Source organism: Streptomyces sp. NPDC026515 (assembly GCF_055567595.1).
The window spans coordinates 30407-50378 of record NZ_JBVHQD010000038.1; the positions used below are offsets into that span (position 1 = coordinate 30407).

General features: G+C 68.0%; 14 protein-coding genes and 6 pseudogenes. 12 read left to right on the forward strand and 8 right to left on the reverse strand.

The window, feature by feature from the left end; all coding sequences use genetic code 11:
• Positions 1–97: 97 nt before the first annotated feature.
• Positions 98–142: pseudogene (locus ACZ4O3_RS42415) on the reverse strand (hypothetical protein); the annotation flags it as partial.
• 198 nt (positions 143–340) lie between these two features.
• On the opposite strand from ACZ4O3_RS42415, the gene ACZ4O3_RS42420 reads away from it, so the two are divergent.
• The 3 genes from ACZ4O3_RS42420 to ACZ4O3_RS42430 all read left to right on the forward strand — a co-directional run bounded on the left by ACZ4O3_RS42420 (position 341) and on the right by ACZ4O3_RS42430 (position 3096).
• Positions 341–1036, forward strand: a complete 696-nt coding sequence (locus ACZ4O3_RS42420) for an alpha/beta hydrolase (RefSeq protein ID WP_467727714.1) — start codon at positions 341–343, stop codon at positions 1034–1036.
• Positions 1037–1180: 144 nt separating this feature from the next.
• Positions 1181–2023, forward strand: a complete 843-nt coding sequence (locus ACZ4O3_RS42425; protein WP_467727715.1) for a GNAT family N-acetyltransferase — start codon at positions 1181–1183, stop codon at positions 2021–2023.
• 329 nt (positions 2024–2352) lie between these two features.
• On the forward strand, positions 2353–3096 hold the full coding sequence (locus tag ACZ4O3_RS42430; RefSeq protein ID WP_362716820.1) for a GNAT family N-acetyltransferase: 744 nt from the start codon (positions 2353–2355) through the stop codon (positions 3094–3096).
• A gap of 174 nt (positions 3097–3270) precedes the next feature.
• Here the strand turns inward: ACZ4O3_RS42430 and ACZ4O3_RS42435 are convergent.
• The 3 genes and pseudogenes from ACZ4O3_RS42435 to ACZ4O3_RS42445 all read right to left on the reverse strand — a co-directional run bounded on the left by ACZ4O3_RS42435 (position 3271) and on the right by ACZ4O3_RS42445 (position 6906).
• Positions 3271–4492, reverse strand: a pseudogene (locus tag ACZ4O3_RS42435) (IS701 family transposase).
• Positions 4493–5006: 514 nt separating this feature from the next.
• Positions 5007–5903, reverse strand: coding sequence for an alpha/beta fold hydrolase (locus ACZ4O3_RS42440; RefSeq protein ID WP_467727716.1), 897 nt, complete (start codon positions 5901–5903; stop codon positions 5007–5009).
• Positions 5904–5985: 82 nt separating this feature from the next.
• Positions 5986–6906, reverse strand: a complete 921-nt coding sequence (locus ACZ4O3_RS42445; RefSeq protein ID WP_467727718.1) for an RNA polymerase sigma factor — start codon at positions 6904–6906, stop codon at positions 5986–5988.
• A 447-nt stretch (positions 6907–7353) separates the two neighbouring features.
• Here ACZ4O3_RS42445 and ACZ4O3_RS42450 point away from each other — a divergent pair, with 447 nt between their 5' ends.
• Positions 7354–8922, forward strand: a complete 1569-nt coding sequence (locus ACZ4O3_RS42450; protein WP_467727720.1) for a DUF7405 family protein — start codon at positions 7354–7356, stop codon at positions 8920–8922.
• Positions 8923–8998: 76 nt separating this feature from the next.
• Complete coding sequence (locus tag ACZ4O3_RS42455) at positions 8999–9214, forward strand: hypothetical protein (RefSeq protein ID WP_467727722.1); 216 nt, start codon at positions 8999–9001, stop codon at positions 9212–9214.
• 460 nt (positions 9215–9674) lie between these two features.
• Here the strand turns inward: ACZ4O3_RS42455 and ACZ4O3_RS42460 are convergent, their stop codons facing one another.
• The gene (locus ACZ4O3_RS42460; protein WP_467727723.1) at positions 9675–9950 is read right to left on the reverse strand and encodes a hypothetical protein; all 276 of its coding nucleotides are present in this window, start codon (positions 9948–9950) and stop codon (positions 9675–9677) included.
• Positions 9951–10163: 213 nt separating this feature from the next.
• The gene (locus tag ACZ4O3_RS42465; protein ID WP_467727724.1) at positions 10164–10811 is read right to left on the reverse strand and encodes a hemerythrin domain-containing protein; all 648 of its coding nucleotides are present in this window, start codon (positions 10809–10811) and stop codon (positions 10164–10166) included.
• 71 nt (positions 10812–10882) lie between these two features.
• Here ACZ4O3_RS42465 and ACZ4O3_RS42470 point away from each other — a divergent pair, with 71 nt between their 5' ends.
• The gene (locus ACZ4O3_RS42470) at positions 10883–11503 is read left to right on the forward strand and encodes a TetR/AcrR family transcriptional regulator (RefSeq protein ID WP_362720946.1); all 621 of its coding nucleotides are present in this window, start codon (positions 10883–10885) and stop codon (positions 11501–11503) included.
• Between the two features lie 315 nt (positions 11504–11818).
• On the opposite strand, the gene ACZ4O3_RS42475 is transcribed toward ACZ4O3_RS42470, so the two are convergent.
• A complete protein-coding gene (locus ACZ4O3_RS42475) occupies positions 11819–12226 on the reverse strand; it encodes a hypothetical protein (protein WP_467727734.1) in 408 nt (135 codons plus the stop codon).
• 8 nt (positions 12227–12234) lie between these two features.
• On the opposite strand from ACZ4O3_RS42475, the pseudogene ACZ4O3_RS42480 reads away from it, so the two are divergent.
• Positions 12235–12445: pseudogene (locus ACZ4O3_RS42480) on the forward strand (transposase); the annotation flags it as partial.
• Between the two features lie 121 nt (positions 12446–12566).
• Here the strand turns inward: ACZ4O3_RS42480 and ACZ4O3_RS42485 are convergent.
• Positions 12567–13043: a MarR family winged helix-turn-helix transcriptional regulator gene (locus ACZ4O3_RS42485; protein WP_362720949.1), complete on the reverse strand. Its 477-nt coding sequence runs from the start codon at positions 13041–13043 to the stop codon at positions 12567–12569.
• A 184-nt stretch (positions 13044–13227) separates the two neighbouring features.
• Between ACZ4O3_RS42485 and ACZ4O3_RS42490 the strand changes: the two genes are divergently transcribed.
• The 5 genes and pseudogenes from ACZ4O3_RS42490 to ACZ4O3_RS42510 form a co-directional block, all read left to right on the forward strand.
• Positions 13228–14040: an alpha/beta hydrolase gene (locus tag ACZ4O3_RS42490; protein WP_467727727.1), complete on the forward strand. Its 813-nt coding sequence runs from the start codon at positions 13228–13230 to the stop codon at positions 14038–14040.
• A gap of 174 nt (positions 14041–14214) precedes the next feature.
• Positions 14215–15150 (forward strand): annotated as a pseudogene (locus ACZ4O3_RS42495) (transposase); the annotation flags it as partial.
• Between the two features lie 843 nt (positions 15151–15993).
• Positions 15994–16262 (forward strand): annotated as a pseudogene (locus ACZ4O3_RS42500) (selenide, water dikinase SelD); the annotation flags it as partial.
• 690 nt (positions 16263–16952) lie between these two features.
• Positions 16953–18308, forward strand: a complete 1356-nt coding sequence (locus ACZ4O3_RS42505) for a PP2C family protein-serine/threonine phosphatase (protein WP_467727729.1) — start codon at positions 16953–16955, stop codon at positions 18306–18308.
• A 1167-nt stretch (positions 18309–19475) separates the two neighbouring features.
• A pseudogene (locus tag ACZ4O3_RS42510) lies at positions 19476–19916 on the forward strand (integrase core domain-containing protein); the annotation flags it as partial.
• Positions 19917–19972 lie beyond the last annotated feature (56 nt).

A 19972-nucleotide genomic window follows, 5' to 3' on the forward strand; every position in this document is an offset into this window, starting at 1 on the left:
CGTTCGCCGAGGAGGGTGTGTGTGAGGGGGCGGGCAGTGCGGCGCCGGTGGCGTGCAGGGCGGTGCGTCCGGACAGGGAGCGGGTGAAGACGGCTTCGGTGATGCCGGATATCGGGATGCCGAGGTCGAGGGCGGTCTGCACGGTCCAGCGGGTCGTGGTCGGCGCCGCCGGGTCCGCCTGCGCTGCAAGCGGGTCGGTGGGGCTGTCCCCGGAGGGTCGGGTACGGATCCCGCCTTATAGATAGTCAGTGACATCTATCACGTGGACGCTGCGCGGTGAGGCCCTACATGATGGGCCCGCACATCATGCCCAACGCATCATCTGCCCTATGAGGTTCGAATGCCCCTGCCGTCGCTGTTGCTGGTGCCCGGAGCGTGGCACAAGCCCGAGCATCTGCAACTCCTCATCGACGACCTCCCCGGCATCGATGTCCACACCGTGGCCCTCACCTCGTGCGGCGACGACCCCAAGGCGCTGGGCGACATGTACTCCGACGCGGCCGCCATCAGGGGCGCGGTCGAGGCGATCGGCGGGCCCGTGGTCGTCGTCGCGCACTCTTACGGCGGTGTCCCCACCACCGAGGCACTCGCCGATGCGCCCAACGTCAAGAGCATCGTCTACCTCGCTGCGTTCCAGCTCGACGCCGGGGACTCCCTGCTGTCGAGCGCGGGCGGCGACCCGGCACCTTGGTGGGAGTTTCACCAGCAGGAGAGCGTCGGCGACTTCCTGACCGTCGCGAGCCCGGTCGACGTCTTCTACGGCGACGTGGACAGGAGCATTGCCGAGAAGGCGGCGGCAGCCCTGGGTTACCAGTCCTACGCCGCTATCACCCAGAAGCTGACCGCGGTCGCCTGGCAGACGATTCCGAGCACCTACATCATCTGCGAAGCAGACGGTGCCATCCCGCCCTTCGTCCAGGAACTCTTCGCGAAGCGCGCAGACAGGACGCTGCGGCTGAACAGTTCGCACTCGCCCTTCCTGTCGCAGCCCTCCGCACTTGCCGAGCTCATCAGGGACGAACTCAGCCTGCCCTGAGCCGGCTGCACGGACTCCAGCAGGAGCGTGAGCCTGGCTGCCCCTACCGCGCGCCAGTCGCGTCCGCCGCGGCCGACGGGCCCCCAACCGCTTCCCACCGGCACTGAGGGTTGCCGCTCGTGGGTAAGCAGGAGATGTGATCTCGTGACCTGGTTCATTACGGATAAGCCCGAAGTGTTTCGCTCTGAGGCGGGGCCGTTGCTTGCCGCACGTCCCGACCTGCACACCATGCTGCTGTCCGGACTCGACACAATTGAGCAGCTGCGGGCCGGGGATAAAACCCCGCCCACGGTGCTGGGCTGGTGGCGGGAGCCGGACGAAACCGCGACGACGGCCGCGTTCGTGTGGATGCCACCGCACCTGCTGACCGCGAGCCGCCTCTCCCAGGCCGCGGCAACGCACCTGGCTGGATTCCTGGCCACCCAAGCTCACCCGTTCACACAGCTCCTGGCCGACGACTCGTCGGTCCATGCCTTCTCCGAAGCGTGGCAGACGACCACCGGCTCCGCGCCGAAGAGCGGACCGCACCTGCGCCTCCATCGTCTTGGCCCGCTTGTGAGCCCTGGTGTCACACCGCCGGGGGCATCGCGGACGGCGACCGACGGTGACCGGGCTCTTCTTCACGACTGGTGCACCCGTTTCGTCGCGGAAGCCGGCTCGCTCGGAGCGGATCTCGACACATTTGTCGACGAGCGGATGAGCCGGGGCGGCTGGCGGTTGTGGACGGTCGGGGACGAGCCGGTGGCCATGGCCGCCATGACGTCGGTGGTGGCCGGCACGGCTCGCCTCACCCCCGTCTACACGCTGCCCGAGCATCGCGGCCGGGGCTACGGCTCCGCCGTCACCGCAGCCGTTTCCCAGGCGGCCCGCGACGCCGGCGCGGAACACGTACTTCTCTTCACCGACCTCGCCAACCCGACGAGCAACAGCCTCTACCAGCGCATCGGATACCGGCCCGTCTCGGACTACCGAATCGTGGTGCCCTGACATGCAAGATCAATGAGAGGCTGGTTGCGGACGGCATTGCCAGAGTTCGTGAGGTGTTGGCAGTCAGGAATCACTCGACGCAACCGCCGACACCGCCGATGGCTACCGGCAACGCCGGGCGCGGAGACGACGACCCTACGGCTGGGTTGCACGGTCGGCAAGGTATCCATGCAGCCGGACAAGCCACGAGATACCCTCGGGCCGCTCAGGTCCGAGGCTTTCGGACAGAGGTAACACCCATGACGGACATATCAAGCAGAGCTGATGAACCGCTCGCGGCGGGCGCATCCTGGGACAGCGTCCCGCGAGACCTGTGGCACCCTCAGAGCATGGGCTGCGTGACCGCCAACTTCCGTCAATATCTGACCGGATGGGGCATGGCGGACCGCGCTGACGGTGATCTCGACTACTTCCGCAGTGGGCTGGCTCAGCCACAGTTCAACGGAGTGGTCCGTATCCGGTCCCTGGATGCGGTGGAGCAGTCCACTGCCATCGCGCGAGACCGGCTCGCGGGAGTGCCCTGGTGGTGGTGGGTCGGCCCGGACAGCCCCGCAGGCACGTCGTCCGCCCTCGCCGAGCGTGGGGCGAAGGAGTTCACCACGATCCCCGTGATGGTCAGACCGCTCGGCCAGGCGGTCGAACCGATGGAGCCACCGGCCGGCCTGCGGATCGTGGAGGTGACCGATCAGGGCCTGCTGCCGGAACTGGTACGCACCTACAGCGCTTCCATGGGTGTCGCACCGAGCCTCGAATCCGACATCGTGCGGATCGAGTCGCAGCGTCGGGACAACGCGGACATCGTCCGCCTGGCAGCGGTTGTCGAGGACCGTGTCGTCGGGACGACCGTGGTGATCGCAGCCCACGATGTGGCCGGGATCTTCATCGTCCACGTCGCAGATACGCATCGCCGACGCGGCATCGGCACAGCTTTGACGGCGGCGGCGCTCCGCGTGGGCCAGGATCGCGGTATGGGGCTGGCCGCACTCGCCGCGAGCCCGGCCGGCGAGCCGCTGTACCGGCGATTCGATTTCGCCGAGGTCTCGCAGTACCGCCTCTTCACCTTCCCCGCCTAGTACTCCAGCAGAGCTTTGGCGTTTTCCCTGTTCAGGGGCGGTTTGCGTGAGTGTAGTGGGCTGATTGACGGTCCGTGTTCTCTCTCCCCGGCCGCCCCTCGATCGTGTGCTGCCGCCGCCGATAGTGGCAGCGGCGGGCGACGGCTTGGCGTCGTCTGCGCCGGTGTGACCATCTCAGTGCGCGTGCACGGACGAGGTGGCGGTGAACGACGAGGGGTGAGTGGACAGTTGCCAGGATCCGCCGAACTTCTGCCGCGGTGAGGGGCGCGAGGCAGGAACCGCTTCTGCTGCCCCCTTTGCCGCGGCGTCCGCAGCCATGACGGCCATGAAGGCATGCGCCAGTATGGCCAGGTGCTGTGCCGCATCCAGCCGGTGTAGCGGCGGACTTCGTACTGGTCCAGGCCATTCGTCCTTCGCGGCCTGGAAGGCATCTTCGATGGCCCAGCGCATCCCGGCGACACGGACCAGATTCTCGACCGTGGTGCCGAGCGGTGCGTAAGAGGTAGTAGGCGATCTCCTCGGGCGTGCTGATGCTGCGGCGGGCCGGTGCCCACCGCTGGTGGGTGGGCATGTCGCCGTCGAAGTCCTCGGTGGATCTGATCCGCGGGGCGGCCCAGTGGCGGAGACGTGGGCCCTTCGCGCCGTTCCCGCACGAACGTCGCTCCCACGCTTCGTCGGGAGCCTGGGAGAAGAGATCGTCGATGCGTCCGAAGTGCGGCACCTGCTGGGACGTGGGGACGGCGAGGACATGGCCCAGTCCGGTCTCCTCCAGCATGCGGCGCAGCCGCCACACCTCGCCGTAGGCCGAGTCTGCGGTCACCCAGGCGAGCGGCAGCGGCGAGGCGACGGCCCGCAGCACCATGGTCTTGGCGAGGTCGGGCTCGGTGGCGAAGGCCCGCTCGTTGGGGACGTGGACGGCGCGGCAGCGATCGGGGTCGTCGGTCCAGGACTTGGGCAGATACAACTCCCGTCCCACCAGGGCCCGTCCGCCTTGGGCGGCGTAGGTGGCGAACAAGCCGATCTGGCGGTTCTCGGTACGGCCGGCGGTGCTGGAGTGCTGGCGCCGCACGCCGGCCGAGGTGGTGCCCTTCCTGAGGAATCCGGTGTCGCCGAGGATGAGGATCCCGTCGGGCCCGCCGAGCCGTTCGGCTACGTAGTGCTGGAGGTCGTCGCGGAGTTCGTCGGCGTCCCATCGGGTGCCGCTGAGGATTCGCTGGAGGCGGTCGGGTGTGCGGTGTCCGGCGTGCTCGGCCGGCTTCCAGCCGTTTTTGCGGCCGACCGGGCCCAGCAGCCCCCGGACGTAGTCACGCATTCTGCGTCGCGGCTTGACGCGCCTGAAGCGGTGGCCGGAGGCGGACCTGCCCGTGCGCCGGAGCCGGGTGAGGGCGCCGCGCACTCGGCCCCGCAGTCGGCGTCATGGCGCCTTGCACCAGGAGCTCGTGCTGGAGCCCGTGTCTCGGGATGCCGGCACCGCGCGACTGTCGCGCAGACTGGTAAGCGGGCGGATTGCGCGGGCCGGTGGTCGCCACCCCGATGCAGGCCGCCCCGGCAGTAGCCCCAGCCCACGCGACGTCTGCCCGGGCACCAGCCTGGTCCGGCTGTCATCAGGGCAGGAAAATCTTTCCCCTGGCCAGCGTCCTGCGCCAGTAATCCGTTGGTAGATCCGTCTCGTCCGGGCGTTTGGGTTCCGGTCGGCAACCAGGCGTGTTGACCGCCTGCGGCCCAGTACGAACTATCCAGGAACTTCCGGCGCAGGACACTAGCGACGCACCCGGTGTCGCTTGATGCTCGCTGCGTAACCCGCCTTGTGGGAGAAATCGTTTGTCAGACACCTGCCCATCGTCGCCGGATACGACAGCGACGAGATCACGGGCACCAGGGTCGGAAGGACGGCCAGGGGGAGGACAGCTCTACCCGGACGTCGATGCAGCAAAGGCGCGCACGGCGCCCGCGAACGCCTCGGACTCTTCAACGTGGCCCAAGTGCCCGCTGTTCTCCAGCACGACCAACCGGGACCGGGGGATCAGGGAGTGGAGTTCCTCTGCCCACCGCGGTCCGCAGATCACGTCATGCCGACCGACTACGACCAGGGTGGGTACCGTGAGCTTCGGGAGAGCCGCCCGGTCATCGATGATGTCGGATTCCCCGTTCTCGTCGAGAGACGAGATGTAGGTGCAGCTGACCGCCTCGCGAAACCCGCGGAACTCGTCCTCGCGATCCCAGTATCGCGCGAAGTAGACGGGCAGCAGACCGCGCAGTGCAGCGGTGATCTCCTCGTCGTCGGTGACGGCCCCGACACTCTGGAGCGCAGCGAGCGCCGCGTGGAGTTCCGGTCGGCCCTCGTTGCGGTGGACGAATTCCTCGACCCGGACGGCGGCCTCGGCCATGTGCTCCGTGCCCGTCACCGGAGCACTTTCGTAGAGCACCAACCCGCGAAGCCGGTCAGGATGGTGCAGCGCGACGTACTGGGCCACGAAACCACCGTGAGAGTGCCCCAGCAAGAAGACTCGGGGCAACCTCAGCCGGTCGAGCAGGCCCACGAGGCTGCGCCGGTAGCGCTCGCGGGTATAGCCGTTGGGATGCGACGGAAGGCGCTGCGATCCTCCCGTGCCCAGCGGCTCGACGTACACCATGGTCAGGAACTCCTCCAGGTTGGGCGCGCGCAGGGATTCCCAGATCACGCCAGGCCCCCCGGGTATGGCCAGGCAGACGGGGCCCGAGCCGTAGACGTGATATCGCTGGTTCAGACCGTCCACCACAACCTCGTGGGCTCCGGGCGACAGGAGGTCTGCCGTTTCGTTCCGCATCAGTTCTCCGTGTGGGTAGTGCTGTGAACACCCACAAGACGCAGCGCATGTCGGAAAGTTCGATCGCGAAAAGTGATACGCGTCATACTCGCGTGGGCGGTGTTCTGCCGTCCTGGACACCGGGGGCGTGGAAGAGCCGAAGTTGGTGCATTCTGCCGTCCTTCATGGTCATCAACCAGGCGACGGCCGACGGGCAGTGGTCCGGCGCGTCCGGTGGATTGACCATGTCCATTTCCCAGATAGTGGTGTCCCTGCTGGTGACGGCGCTCACGAACCGCTGACGCACCCCCGCTTCGAGATCACCAGCCATGCCACGGATCAGGAAATCCCGGCCGCCCACTCGTTGCCTCCCCTCGTAGTAGGCGGCATCAGGCGTCCATCGCTCAGCCGTGAGCTGCGCGAAACGCCCCTGCTCCGCCGCGGCCAGTGTCTCCACTGCGTCTCGGGCGCTGGCCCGAGACGCAGCCAGGACATCGGCGTGCACGGAGTCCGCGGTCGCGGCCATCGCCTCGACGAGCTTCTTCCGCGCCTCGCCGAGCCTGCTGCGCACCGTGCCGACGGGTATTCCGCACAGCGCGGCCATCTGGTCGTAGGAGGGGGTGCGCGGGCTGAAGTGCCGCAGCATCACGGTCATGCGCAGTGTGGGAGACAGTTCGTCGATCGCCTGCCAGATCCAGTCGCGCATGGCATGCCGGTCGATGATCTGCTCGGGATCGGTCTCCGCCACGAGCAGGGACAGGTCCGCGACCGGCGTCGTGGGAGGCGTCGAGCGCAGCCGCGAGCGACAGGAGTTGCGCACGATCATCCGCAGCCACGCGCTCACGGATTCCGGCTCCCGCACGTCGCCGATACGCCGGAAGGCGATCAGTGAGGCGTCCTGCACGGCATCCTCAGCGTCCGGCCGGTTTCCCAGCACGCTCAGCGCCACGGCCCGCATGCCGGCCCAGTGCCGTTCCAGCAGCGCGCCGAAGGAGGCCGTGTCGCCATCCTGGGCGCTGCGCACCAGGTCCTTGTCGGACGGATATTCATACACCACAGTTCGCACGCGTCCCAGAGTACGTACAGCACGCGAAACCCCCGCTACACTCCCCACCGCAAGGCCGTTGACCAGGAGAAACACAGAAGTCCGAAGTCCGGCTGGAGTACCGCCCAGGTGAGAGGTTCCTCAGTCGTCGGCGCGCACCGATGGATCCCCGCCCCCCGGGCGGTGTTCGGTAGCGCAGCATGGGATGTCTTTCGGCTTCCGTTTAATGCGGCTGGTCTCGATGGCTCTATGGCGTGTTGGCTTCGGCGGCCGTGGATCCCGTGTGTTTATATCGGCGCGGTGAATTTACTGTTCCGCCCCCAGCCTCTTCGGTGGGCATTCGTGGCAGAGAGGTGAGTCACGGCCTTCGGGGGCGGAAATTCGATGCCCCATGATGGTGGCCATCTATTCCACAGCGAGGGAACCATGACGGACGGCAACGAAAAAGGGCGTGCGGGCGGACCTCGGCAGGCGCTGAACAGGCGCCGTCTTCTCCAGGGGACGGCGGGCACCTTCGGTGCCGCGCTGGCCTCCGCCGGCATCTACAAGATGATCGATACGATCGCGGAACGACCGGACCGTCCGACCGCCTCTGCCGGGCCGCCCGTCCAGGAACAGTACATCCTGCAGAACGAGCAGGTGGTCATGGTCGACGACTCGGCCGTCCAGAGCAGCAAGGGAACGATCGCGGTCCGGGTGCCGGCCCTGCACGATCACGTCATCACCGCGAAGCTGAATGTTCCGGCGAACGCCAAGGCCTTGCAGGAAGCGCAGCACCATCTCGAGTCCGCCATCGTGGCTCTGGAAAGCGAATTTCCACCCACTCCCACGGGGGTGGGCGTCACCGTAGCCTGGGGACTTCCCTATTTCCACCACTACATTCCAACCCTGGACAAGGGGTCGGACTTCTTCAAGGCGGGAACACGTTACCCGGCCTATCTGCCGGTCGACCTGATGACCTCGAAGGCGGAGGGCCGGACCGTCTACGCACTGCAGGACGCCAGGACCTTCCCCAGCGACCAGCCTCCGTCCGGTTTCGGGCCGGTCCGCCTGGAACAGAACGACGTGGCGGTGCTGCTGCGCAGCGACACACTCGCTCATATCAAGGAGGCCACCGACGCGATCTTCGGGTCCGGAAGCAATCAGGCGGGCAGCCTGTTCAAGGTGACGAGTATCCGCCAGGGCTTTTCCGGGGGTGGTTTCTACGGGGAGCAGGGCCTGCCGAGCAAGCTGGCGCTGGCGGCGAACATCCCGGGTGCCCAGTCGATTCCCCGGCAGTCGCAAGGCTTCCTCGGATTCGCCACCACCCTGGTGTCGAACATGGGACCCGACAACATCGCGAATCTCGAGACCCTGCCCGGTTTCACCGACCAGTGGCCCAACGGTTATTTCAAACAGGGCACCACCATGCATCTCTCGCACCTTTTCCAGGACCTGGAGACCTGGTACGAGAAGAACTTCCCCCAGTACGCGGACCGCGTCCAGGCGATGCTCCAGCCGGGCCTGACCCCCGCTCCCGCGCCGGGTACGTTTGCCCTCCAGCCGCCGGGGCCGACCGAGGCCGAAGTGGCGGAAGGGGTCAAGCGCTACCACTCCTTCGGTCACACCGGGAGCATGTCGGAGGTGGACAGCACCACGAAGCAGGAAACCAGCAACTACGGAAAGTCATATCCCTCGGGGACGACCATCCCCGTGCGCGGAGACTTCGATACGCTGGACAACCCGTTCCACTACACGTCCGATCCGGCGGGGGACCACTACAGCTCGAAGCCGGCGGCCGGGTTGCACTTCATCCAGTTCCAGCCGACGATCGGGATCTTCAACATCGTCCGGCTCGCCATGGACGGCCACTATCCCAACATGAATCTCCCCGTCGAACCGCGCAGCCCCCACGCCGGCATCAACTCGGTCCTGAACACGACCCACCGGCAGAACTACCTGGTTCCACCACGTCGCCACCGTTCCTTCCCGCTCGCCGAGTTCCTCGCCGTCTAATACTCCAGTTGTAGATCATGATCTTCATCGTTGATGGGCGGCCTGCCGTTCGTAGTGGCAGGCGGGACCGGACTTGATGGCGTTGTCGCCAGACGGGCCAGCCGAAGTGATAGGCGGCTGGGCGGGCGGTGGTGGTCAGTACGGCGAACAGGTGCCGGATCTCATTGCAGGTCAACGGAATCAGCTCGGCTGGGGTCGGGTGGTGGTCGCGTTCGTGTGCGGTGGCTGCGGCCAGGAAGGCATGGGCGAGCATCGCGAGGGCGACCAGCGGTGCCAGGACGTCCAGGTCTGACCTGGTGGTCGTCCGGCCCGGCCGGGCCCTTGGCGGCCTGGAATGTCTCCTCGACGGTGCACCTGCGCCCGGCCACCCGCACTAGCGTGGCCAGCGGCACCGGGGCAGTCGAGGAGCAGCGGTAGAGGGCGGGTTCGCCGCTGTTGCGATGCGGTTAACGAGTAGACGACGGTGACCGCGCTGGTCGTCGGAAATGTGGGCCGGGGCCCAGTCGTAGTGGCGGTGCCCCTTGGCTGCGGCGTCTGCGGAGAGCTTCTGCCAGGTCCGTTCGGGCAGCTTGTTGGCCAGTGCATCGGCCCGCATCTTGCCCGCCCGGGTGGCGATCCGGTGATCGCAGGCGACCTCGAGGACGTAGCCGACCAGACGGATTTCCAGCGCGCTCGCAGCTGCGGATTGCCTCCGTAGACCTCGTCTGCGGCCACCCAGGATGGGCGGATCCCGGCTCCCAGGGTCCGGTCGATCAAACGGAGGGCCAGCGCGGGATTCGTGGCCAAGCCGGCAGGCGACGGGTAGCTGCGATATCCCCTTGGTACGCGGCCAGTTGGGAGCTGACCGCATTTACTGAGGTCGTCACTGCCGCGAAGGCCGCATCCCGGCCGGGCGGCGGCACCTCTTCGTCGGATTCCCCGACCTGGATCGCCGTGCGCTGGAGCCGGTTGGTCAGCACACCGACCGCCAGGCCCGGGTCGCCGACCTGCGCGGGCCGACCGAACAGCGTGGCCAGCACATCCTCCATCTCCTCCGCCTCCGTCAACCGTGTCGCAGCCGTAAATCTCCACTTCCGTGGTGGCCAGCAGGCTGCCGAGTAGGTGAAGCCCGGTCACCCAGGCGACGGGTGAGACGCTCGTGACCACGGAGCCGCCGGCCGGTGTGACGTACGCGGCGGCAACGGTGAGGTCGCCCCTGATGGCGGCATCCGCCGCGTCCGATCATCTGAGCGGGGCGAGTGTCATGACCCCTCCCGAAGGACGCGAAGGTCCTCGACCGCCTGGCTGCGCATGGCGGGAAGCAACGGGTGCACCGGTTCAGGCAGACCCTTGAGGACCAGCTGGACCTCTGCCGAGGTGCCGACCTCGTCAAGGAATCCGATCATCAGGTGGCCGGCCACAGGGGGTGTGGTGGCGATGACTTGCTGGGCGAAGTCCGTCCAGGCCGCAGGGCTGATGTGGGCGCGCAGGGCTGGGAAGAGGATCGGCTCTTCGTGATCCAGGTGCCTGTGCACCACGTCCCGCACGGCGCTGGCCGCGGCGTGCAACTCGGACCGGATCATCTCGTCCGACCCGGGACCGTCGGTGACGGCGACGGCGGCGAGGCGGTCAAGCGCCTCGTCCAGTTCATGGTGTTCGTCGGTGAGCGCGTCGAGCCCCTGGGCGGTCTCCGGAGCCGCGGAGAGAATCTGGGGCCACAGGTCGTGGTCTTCGGTCTCGTGGTGGTGGCGCAAGTTTACGACCAGGAAGTCGCGTAGCTGTGCGAGCGCTGGGAGCGGGACCCCGGGACGGCCGGCGGCATCGACCAGCAGGGTCGTGGCCACCCGGTGCACGTTGTGGGCCAGGCGGGTCTCGAGAACGGCTGCTGAGTCATTCAGTTCTGTCGTCATGCACGCACTATATTCATTATAGGGGCGTACATTCAAAATATTGACGTATCGTAAGGGCGTAGACTGTCTCCGTGACCGTTCGGAAATACACCTCACCCCGGCGTGCCGACGCTGCGGCCGCCACCCGGGAAGCCATCCTGACCAGCGCTCACTCCCTTTTCCTGAGCCGCGGGTACGCTGGCGTCACCATTGGCGAGATCGCTGAGGCGGCGAAGGTCGCCGTGCCGACCGTGTACTCCAGCGCGGGGAACAAGCCGACCATCCTTGCCGCCCTGCTGGAGCCGGCTCTCACCGATCCGGCAGTCGCCGACACCCTGGCTGCGGTCGCGGCGTGCGACGACCCCCGCACCGTGATCGCACTGACAGCCGAGGGCACGCGGATCACCCATGAACGGCACTGGGACCTCGTGTACGGACTCTTCTACCGAAACCCGCCCGGCGAACCCGCCGTCAAGGCGGTCCTGGACAGAGGCGCCGACGGCTACGTCCAAACCCTGACCCAGGTAGTCGATCGTCTGGTCGACCTCGACGCCCTCTGCGCCGAGGTCAGCCCCTCCGACGCCGTCGACCTGCTGTTCTTTCACCTCGGCCCGCACGCATGGATGACGCTGGTCGGTGAACGCAAGTGGACTTTCGACCACACCCAGACCTGGATCGCCCACGCCGCCTGCCGTGCCTTGCTGAGGAACTGACGGGCCGGCGTCCGACCCGCCGGTGCCCACGGCAGCCGGGGAGGGCTGGCGCCATCCGGTGGCGAGGATGACGCTGCTTCGTAGTGGGTGGGTGGACACGCATCGACGTCCGTCGTCCACGGCGCAGACGTTCGGATGGTGGCGCGCCCACACCGGCTTGGGGCATGCGCGGAGATGTGGCCAGGCACTCACGACGAGAGTTCTCTGTGCAGACGTGAGTACCTCCGACTCCCGAGGGGCCGGAAGGGCAACCCCCTCCGGCCACCGGCGCCGGCCATTGGTCGGCGCATCGAGGCCGCGTCGGGCGCTCCACCCTCAGAAGATTGCCGGAAGTTCCTGGAGCGCCCTGCACACAGTGCCGGCAAACGCGGCGCTCTCCCGGCACTGTTCGGTCGCCCACCACACGTGCCCGTCCGGGCGAAGCGCGGCGGCAGTGCCCCCGGACCACTGTGTTCCCCCGGTCAGGGGCAGCCTGCCGATCTCAGGGGCGGTCATGGCTTCGGCCAGGAGGGCTTCGGCGCGGGCGTTGCAGCCGTTCTTGTCAGCGTCGGTCCAGTGCTTGAACTTTCCCCGGGTGTAGCAGGCGCGGCTCTCATCTGCGACGGGCAGTGTCGCGAGCGCGTCGCAGACCGCAGGGTGATGGGCTCGCCCGGTGCGGCGGCCCCGGCGGTGCCGGGGGAGGGTGCCGGGGCTGCCGGCGGTGCCGGAGTACTGCCGCTGCATCCCGGCCGACCGTCTACCAGCTGCCGCCGTACGCTCCCGAGTTCAACCCCGTCGAGGGGAGCGTGGTCACACCTGAAGAGGTCGTTGGCCAACCTCACCAAACACGGCCTTGACCAACTCGCCACGTTGGTGAAGACGCGACTGAAACGGATGCAGTACCGGCCCCGCCTCCTCGAGGGACTCATCGCCAAGAGCGGACTCGACATCCAACTGCCGTAACCCGGAGGTCACAGGCCTCCTGCTGGGGTGCGTATCGAGTTGTGACCAATCTGAGGGATTCGCCTCACAACAAAGGCTGATCACATGGCCGGCGCGCGATCGCACTGGATGCACACGCCAGTCAGCCTGTGGGCAGGCCGATCTGGTGGTGTTCGAGCGTGGAGCGGAGCTCCGAGAGGACCTGTACGGCGGCCAGTCCTGAGGGGCCACCGAGGGTGCCTGCGGTCAGCTCGGCCAGCGTTTCCGTGAAAGTCGCCTCCGCCGCCTCGACGAGCTGCAGGCCGTCATCGGTGAGGTCCAGCAGTGACGAGCGACGATCCGAAGGATTGGTTCGCCGTATGACCCGTGCCTGCTTCTCCAGACGGTCGATGCCCTTGCTGGTCGCACCGATCCCGATGGCGAACTCAGCGGCAAGGTCCGCCACCCGGGACCCAGGGTGGTCGCGCAGGAAGCGCAGGAATTCGAACTGCGAGGTGACGATCCCGTGCCGCTCGCGAAGACGGTCGTTCAGCGCGTTGTAGAGGCGCGTCTCGCAGCGAACGAGGTCGGCGAAGAAGCCCGGGAGGTCGGCCCGGCCACCGCTTGACTTAGATGCCATGGCATATATCTTAGCGCCCATACAGATGCCTGGGCATATAGTTCCTTGGCATGCACTTGTGGTGGAGGCGACATTGAGCAGGCAACAGCGCGCGGAGATCGACGCGATGGTCCGGCGGCCCCGTCCTGAGGGTCCTCGGGCGGTGGAGGAGCTCCGCGCCGGGTTCAGGGCGATGATGGCCGAGATGATCGTCCCGGCCGGGATCCGCACCCAGACTGCGGCGCTCGGCGACCGGCCCGCGGTGCTCGTCGAGCCGGCCGGCACTCCGACGGCCGGGACAATCCTCTACTTCCACGGCGGCTCCTACGTGGTCGGTTCACCCGAGACGGCGATGTCGCTGACGGGGAACCTGGTGACCAAAACAGGATTCAGGGCGTTCTCGTTGGATTACCGGCTTGCCCCTGAGCACCCGTTCCCGGCCGCGATCGAGGACGGGGTGAGCGCCTACCGCGCACTTCTCGACAGCGGCGAAGATCCTTCGGCGATCGCGTTCGCCGGGGACTCCGCCGGTGGCGGCCTCGCTGTCGCCACCTGCCTCGCCGCTCGCGGCGCGGGTCTGCCCATGCCCGCCGCGATCGTGGCGTTCTCCCCTGGACTCGACATGACCCGGACAGGCGGGAGCATGGACAGCAAGGCTGACATCGATCCGTTCTTCACGCGTGAGGGCCTGGAACGCACCGGAGCCATGTACCTTGCGGGACAGGACCCCCACCAGCCCATGCTCAGCCCCGCTATCCGCGCCGACCTGACCGGTTTCCCCCCGATACTTCTGCAGGCGGGCACCAACGAAATGCTCCTGGACGACTCCACGCGCATGGCCACCCGCGCGAGGGAAGCCGGAGTGGACGTCATCCTGGACGTCACCGCGGACGTTCCACATGTCTTCCAGGCGTTTGCCGGCGTCCTGGACGAAGCCGACGAGGCACTGGAGCGCGCCGCTCTCTTCCTCCGTCAGCGCATCCGCAGCAAGGGCACGGCACACACGCCAGCAAGCTGAAGGCGGCATACGCCCTCATAGGGACGACGGCCCACCCGGGCCGTACTCGCCGATCGGCACGTACCGCCCGATGAACTCCCATTCCTCGTCAGTCAGTTGCATTCGCGTGACGCAAGATGATCTGGCATCCCCGGGTGAGACACTGCTTACGGCGGACGGGCTTCGAGGGCTTGAATGGCCGCGGAGCGGGGCGGGGCCCTGGCTGCCAGGGGGAACGGCGAGCCAGGGCCCGGGGTGTATCCCGAGCGGCTGCGGGCAGCAGTTCGAGGGCGTGATCTGGCGGTTCAAGACCGGCGGGCAGCGGCGGGAGATACCGAAGGAGTTCGGCGCCTGGTCCACTGTGCACGACCGCTTCCGGCAGTGGCGTGACGAGGGCGTTTTCGAGGCCTGCTGGAGGACCTGATCGCGGTCGCAGCGAGGCGAGGGCGACCTGTCCCTGGCCAGTATCGACTCCACCACCGCGCGCTCACCACGGCGCCGCCGGAATGCACCTGGGCCAAGACATCCTCACTGCTCTGGAGAAGGCCGCGGCCGAGGAGGAGAAGGCCAGGTCAAAGGGGGCGACTCCGAAGAACGAAACGGGCAGGAAGCCGAAGCAGCCCCCGAGCGGGAAGAGCGACGACGCACCCGGCGCCGACGCGGACTCCGCCTGAAGGACGTTTCCTGGGACGCTCCAGGGGCGGGCAGACCAGCAAGGTCCACCTCGCCGCCGACCGCGAGTGCCGCCCGCTGGCGTTCGTACTGACCGCAGGCCAGGCCGCGGACAGCCCGCAGTTCGTCCGCGTGCTGGGAAAGACACGGTTCCGCGGTCCCGTCGGCCGCCCCCGCACCCGGCCGGACGCGGTCGCCGCCTATAAGGCCTACTCCTCCCGCGGCAACCGCACGCACCTGCGCAAACGCCGCATCAAGGCGGTCATCCCGGAGAAGAAGGACCAGGCCGCCAACCGGAAGAAGAAGAATGGCTCCGGCGGCGGTCGGCCCGTCAGGCACGGCGCGAGCCTCTACAAGGAGAGGAACACCGTCGAGAGCCTGATCAACAAACTCAAAGCCCGGCGAGCCATCGCCACCCGTCCACAACCTCCCGGGACAGAACACCTAGCGGGAGGCCACCAGGGCGCGGTCCACCGTGATGGCGTCGCGATCCAGTGCGGGCAGCCCCATGTGGTCACAGATCAGCTGAGTCAGCTGCTCCTCGTAGGTCTCGCTCTGACGGTCCAGGCCGGCCGTCTCGCCCTTCGTCCACCCACGCCATGACGCCGTGGTCGATCCAACTTGTCATGCCCAGCAACGTATCCGGCGCCACTGACACAACAGCCCCCAGAGTCGCCAATCAATGCCCAGACCGTCGGAGTCCGGGAGGGGCAGTCGGGATCGGTGTCGGTCACACCATCCGCGTCGATCCTGCACCGGAATGCGGCGCGTCCTTCCCCGACGGAGCCGGTCGAGCAGAGGAACCACAAGCTGCGCAGACTGTCCACCCAACACCTGGGCTGTGCGTGATCCTGGAGGCTGTGCCCGGCGAGCGGTGGTCCACTCCACAAGCGTCCGGCCCGCCATACGGGCCGTCGAGCCAGAGCCTACGTCGAACCGGCGGCAGCGGCCCCTCCGACGCCATGTGCCACTTGGCGCCCAGAGACTCTCGCACCTGCTCCCGCAGGAACTGCAACTCCTCGTCCGGCACTGCCGGGAAGGGTTCAAGCCGCTCCGCACCGGATGTTTCGGTGTGCTCAGTGAGCTGTTCGCTGTGACAGTGTGCTGCGAGCAGCCATGCTGCGCGGGACTGTTCGGGCGGCCCGGCGAACGCCATGGCCGCGCGTAGATCCGCCATGAACATGCTGTCGTGCGTCGGCAGGGCATATCAGTACGCCGCAGACGCGTTGGTCGAGCTCGGCGCGCGATGCTGCTGCCAGGGGGTGGCGCCTCGAAGATTGTCCCCATCTGCTCGACGGCTGTTCGGTGGCCGCCGGGGCGAGCTGCGCCACCGACGTCACGGGGTTCCGTCTGCCGGGTCACCTGCACAAGCTGGCCCGTGGCTCTGGGGTGACCGCCGTGCTGGACACCGCCGCGGTGCCCTGCTTGGAGGGCACCCGGGAGGCGGTCCGGGACGGGTACGCCAGTGGCGGCACCAGGCGCAACCTGGAACGGGTGCCGACTTCGGGGACACGGACACCCGGCTGCCGCTGGCCGACGCCAAGACCTCCGGCGGCGTCGCGGAGCACGGTCACCGGATCACCGCGGCGATCACCTGCTCCCTGGCCCGCGTCGGCGGGAGCGTCGAGCAGCTGAACCGATTGCTGCTCGATCCCGGCCATGAGGGCGGTCTCCACACCCGGCACCTCGCCATGCGACCCGGGCAGGCGCGTGCGCTGGCTTACATCAACCGAGTGTGGGCCGGCGCCGCACAGACCGTCAGCACCAGCACGGTTCTCGGCTCCCGAGACCACGCGAGGTGCTGGCCGCGCCGCGGGGACCGCATCGGGACCACACCGTGGCGCGGAGAGCGGGCTAGGATCGCGCTCCGGGTCCTGCGACCACACCTGCCCTTCGCAGGGACCGCGGGCGGTCTGCTGCACCACGCCATCGAGCCTCAGACGGCCGAAGAGGCCGGAATCTCGCGGACAACCCGGTGGGTACGGGGAGCGGGTGCGACGCGGAACTGACGGGAACGCCTGTGCTACAAATGAGCCTGTGGCCCTTTGCGGCCGCTCGGTCGGTTGTTGGGGAAACAGCAGCCTCACCAGGTAGTTCCTCACATCGTCAAGCACCGACCGCAGTACAGCGTCCGGCACCGCGGGGGCCGGACGTTCGCCGTCACCCGCCCGGGACGTTCTCCGCTCTCATCGGGTGAGCGCGCTGTCGGGCGTCGACCGCTCCGTTCTGCGCCGCGTTGCACGGCTCGACAAGGAGCGGTCATGAGCGATACCACCACCGACCCCGGGGTGCGGCCCGTCCCGCCCCCGGTCGCCGCCCGGGCCCTTTCGGAGCTGGAACGGCTGGCCCTGCTCGCCGACATCACCGCCCAGCTCATCTCCAACAACGACGTGGACGAGGCGCTGCACCGCGTGGTCGCTTTGGTACTGCCGCGCCTCGCGGACTGGGCCGTCATCGACCTGATCACGGAGAGCGATGACGTGTCACGGTATCTGGTGGTCCATGCCGGTGCCGACGGCCTCACGGTGCGCGAAGAGCTCCAGGGACCGATGCCGCCGGTCTCCGACGCCTCTCTCATGCCCCTGTCCAGGGCCCTGCGAGGGGTGGCGTCCAACCTCGCCGGCCCGCAGACCTACGAAGGCGAACCGGACAGCGGTATCGCCGTCGAGCAGCGCAAGCTGTTCCGGGTGACGGGGATCAAGACGGCGGTGATCGCCCCTATCCGGGGGCCGTGGGAGGTCATGGGCGCGCTCACGCTCGGCCGCTCCGACGACGGAGAGGCTTTCACCAGGCACGACCTGGCCCTGCTGGAGGACATCGCCCGGCGCATCGGTCTGGCGCTGGAGAACGCCCGTCACTACCAGCGCCAGCGCCAGGTCGCCGAGACCATGCAGCGCTATCTGCTGCCCCAGCTGCCGTACCTGCCGGGGGTCGGCATGACCGCCCGCTACCTCTCCGCTCCGGACGCCTCCTACGTCGGCGGCGACTGGTACGACGCGTTCCACCTCCCCGGCGGTGACACCGCACTGGTCATCGGCGACGTCGTCGGTCACGACCTCGAAGCCGCGGCCGGCATGGCGCAGCTGCGCAACATGATCCGCGCGTTCACCTGGTCGCAGGACCGGCCGACGCACGGCATTGTCGAGCATCTCAACGAAGCCATGACGCAGATCACCGACGTCCGCATGGCGACCATGATCCTGGCCCGGCTGGCGGTCGACGCGGCCGGCGCCTGGCAGCTGCGGTGGAGCAGCGCCGGTCACCCGCCGCCGCTGCTCGTCGGTCGTGACGGCCTGACGCGCTACCTCACCGGGGCCAACGGGCTCCTCCTCGGCATGCCTTCGTCCCAGCCACGTTCCGAGGCCCGCGTCACCCTCCCCCCGGCCTCGACACTCGTCTTCTACACGGACGGCCTGATCGAATCCCGCAGACAGTCATTGGACGCGGGGATGGAGAACCTTCGCCGGCACGCCGCCTCCCTGGCCCACCGCGACCTGGACGCCTTCGCCGACCACCTGCTGCAACGCTCCCGGCCCCACGACAACGACGACGACGTCGCCCTGCTGGCCGTCCGCCTCCCGGACGCCACCGGCGCTGCCCCTGGGGGGTGCGTGTAGGGGCGGTAGAACCCAACAAGCCCGGACTGGAAGGCATTCACCTTTCGCGTCTTCTTGGGTGTCCGAGTCGGGTGTGATGACGTCGCCGTTTTCCTCCGGCGCCGTTTCGGCTCCTCTTCGTGGCACGGGTCGTTCTCGGTTTCCTCGAACTCCTTCAGGATCTCATCGGCAGCGGTCTTGGCGGGAGGGGGCCGGTCATGGTCGCGGATCATGGTCTCTCCTCAAGCGGGACTGTCGGCGCACGATGGCACTGCACCGCGCTGTCTGCTCAGGCCGGAGTGCTTGGCGGGGGTCAGCGCTGGTGTAGTTCTCCAGTCGTGTGGTGGCGTTGGTTGGAGGCGCGTGCCGCACGGTCGTTGAGCGCGCTGCCCACGGAGCGCAGGTGTTCCCCGAGCGTGCGTGGGGCCGCTGGTTCGATCTCGATGCCAGGACGCAGTTCCGGCTCGCCTTCCGCGGGAGGGTGTCGTGATGATGGTGTCCCGAGCGGATACCCCCTTGCGAACGGGCTCGTTGTGTCGAGCTCCCGTAGGGGCTGTGCGGTCAGGAGGCGGCTGGGGGAGTGGGGTGTTGGCGTAGCCAGTGCTGGAGTTCGCGGTGGCGGTACTGGTAGGCGGGTCCGCTGTACCGCAGAGTCCTACGATGACGGCCCAGTCCAGGAACGGGGCGAGCCGGAACGGCAGACGGCGGCACGAGCAGAGCAGGAACACCGCATGCCGTCGCGAAGCTGGCGCAGCGCCCGGGAGTGCGACCCCGAGCCCGGCCGTGAGCCCGGCCGTGAGCCCGGTCCCGAGGCCGGCCGTCAGCCCGAACCCGAGCGCGGCGACGAGCCCGACCAAGGCGTCGTTCTTGATGGCGGCCCGGGCTCCGAAACTTGCGCCCGGCTCCAGTCCGAGCCCGGTCAAGAGCCCGCCCGTGAGTCCGAGCCCGCCCGTGAGCCCGGCGGGGAGCCCGAGTGTGAACCAGAGCGCGAGCCCGGCCGCGAGCCCGAACAACGGCCCGGCCGCGAGTTCCCTGCGTCTTTGAAGGGTTCTAAACGGGTTGCCCAGACCGTTGGGACTGCTGGGGGTCAGGGCGGTGGCCACTCCGGACCCGACGGCAAGTACGGCGACCGCGATTGCCAGCAGGCCTGGCAGCGACTGGAGTAGTGCCCTGGCGAGAGCTGGCGCCGGCTACAGCTACCTCCACACCGCCGTCGACGACCACTCCCGCCTCGCCTACAGCGAGATCCACACCGACGAGAAGAAGGAGACCGCCACCGGCTTCTGGAAACGGGCCCACACCTTCTTCACCCAGGCCGGGATCACCGTCGAACGCGTCCTGACCGACAACGGCGCCTGCTACAAGTCGTTCCTCTGGCGCGATGCCCTGACCGCGGCCGGGATCACCCACAAGCGAACCCGGCCCTACCGGCCCCAGACCAACGGCAAGGTCGAACGCTTCAACCGAACCCTCCTCGACGAATGGGCCTACGCCCGCCCCTACCGCACAGAACAGGAACGACGTGAAGCGTTTCCGCAGTGGCTGCACACCTACAATCACCACCGCGGACACACCGCGCTGAAAGGTCAACCACCCGCCAGCCGCGTCCCCAACCTAATCCGGTATTAGCGGTGCTCGGTGGCCGGGCAACGTCGGGTGAAGACACCTATCCCCAACACGGTCCT

Bases quoted from the DNA above. Each gene is read 5' to 3' on its own strand.
- ACZ4O3_RS42420 (WP_467727714.1), top strand. From the start codon at position 341: ATGCCCCTGCCGTCGCTGTTGCTGGTGCCCGGAGCGTGGCACAAGCCC.
- ACZ4O3_RS42430 (WP_362716820.1), top strand. From the start codon at position 2,353: ATGGGCTGCGTGACCGCCAACTTCCGTCAATATCTGACCGGATGGGGC.
- ACZ4O3_RS42440 (WP_467727716.1), bottom strand. From the start codon at position 5,903: ATGCGGAACGAAACGGCAGACCTCCTGTCGCCCGGAGCCCACGAGGTT.
- ACZ4O3_RS42450 (WP_467727720.1), top strand. From the start codon at position 7,354: ATGACGGACGGCAACGAAAAAGGGCGTGCGGGCGGACCTCGGCAGGCG.
- ACZ4O3_RS42455 (WP_467727722.1), top strand. From the start codon at position 8,999: ATGGCGTTGTCGCCAGACGGGCCAGCCGAAGTGATAGGCGGCTGGGCG.
- ACZ4O3_RS42460 (WP_467727723.1), bottom strand. From the start codon at position 9,950: ATGGAGGATGTGCTGGCCACGCTGTTCGGTCGGCCCGCGCAGGTCGGC.
- ACZ4O3_RS42465 (WP_467727724.1), bottom strand. From the start codon at position 10,811: ATGACGACAGAACTGAATGACTCAGCAGCCGTTCTCGAGACCCGCCTG.
- ACZ4O3_RS42475 (WP_467727734.1), bottom strand. From the start codon at position 12,226: ATGCAGCGGCAGTACTCCGGCACCGCCGGCAGCCCCGGCACCCTCCCC.
- ACZ4O3_RS42485 (WP_362720949.1), bottom strand. From the start codon at position 13,043: ATGGCATCTAAGTCAAGCGGTGGCCGGGCCGACCTCCCGGGCTTCTTC.
- ACZ4O3_RS42490 (WP_467727727.1), top strand. From the start codon at position 13,228: ATGATCGTCCCGGCCGGGATCCGCACCCAGACTGCGGCGCTCGGCGAC.
- ACZ4O3_RS42505 (WP_467727729.1), top strand. From the start codon at position 16,953: ATGAGCGATACCACCACCGACCCCGGGGTGCGGCCCGTCCCGCCCCCG.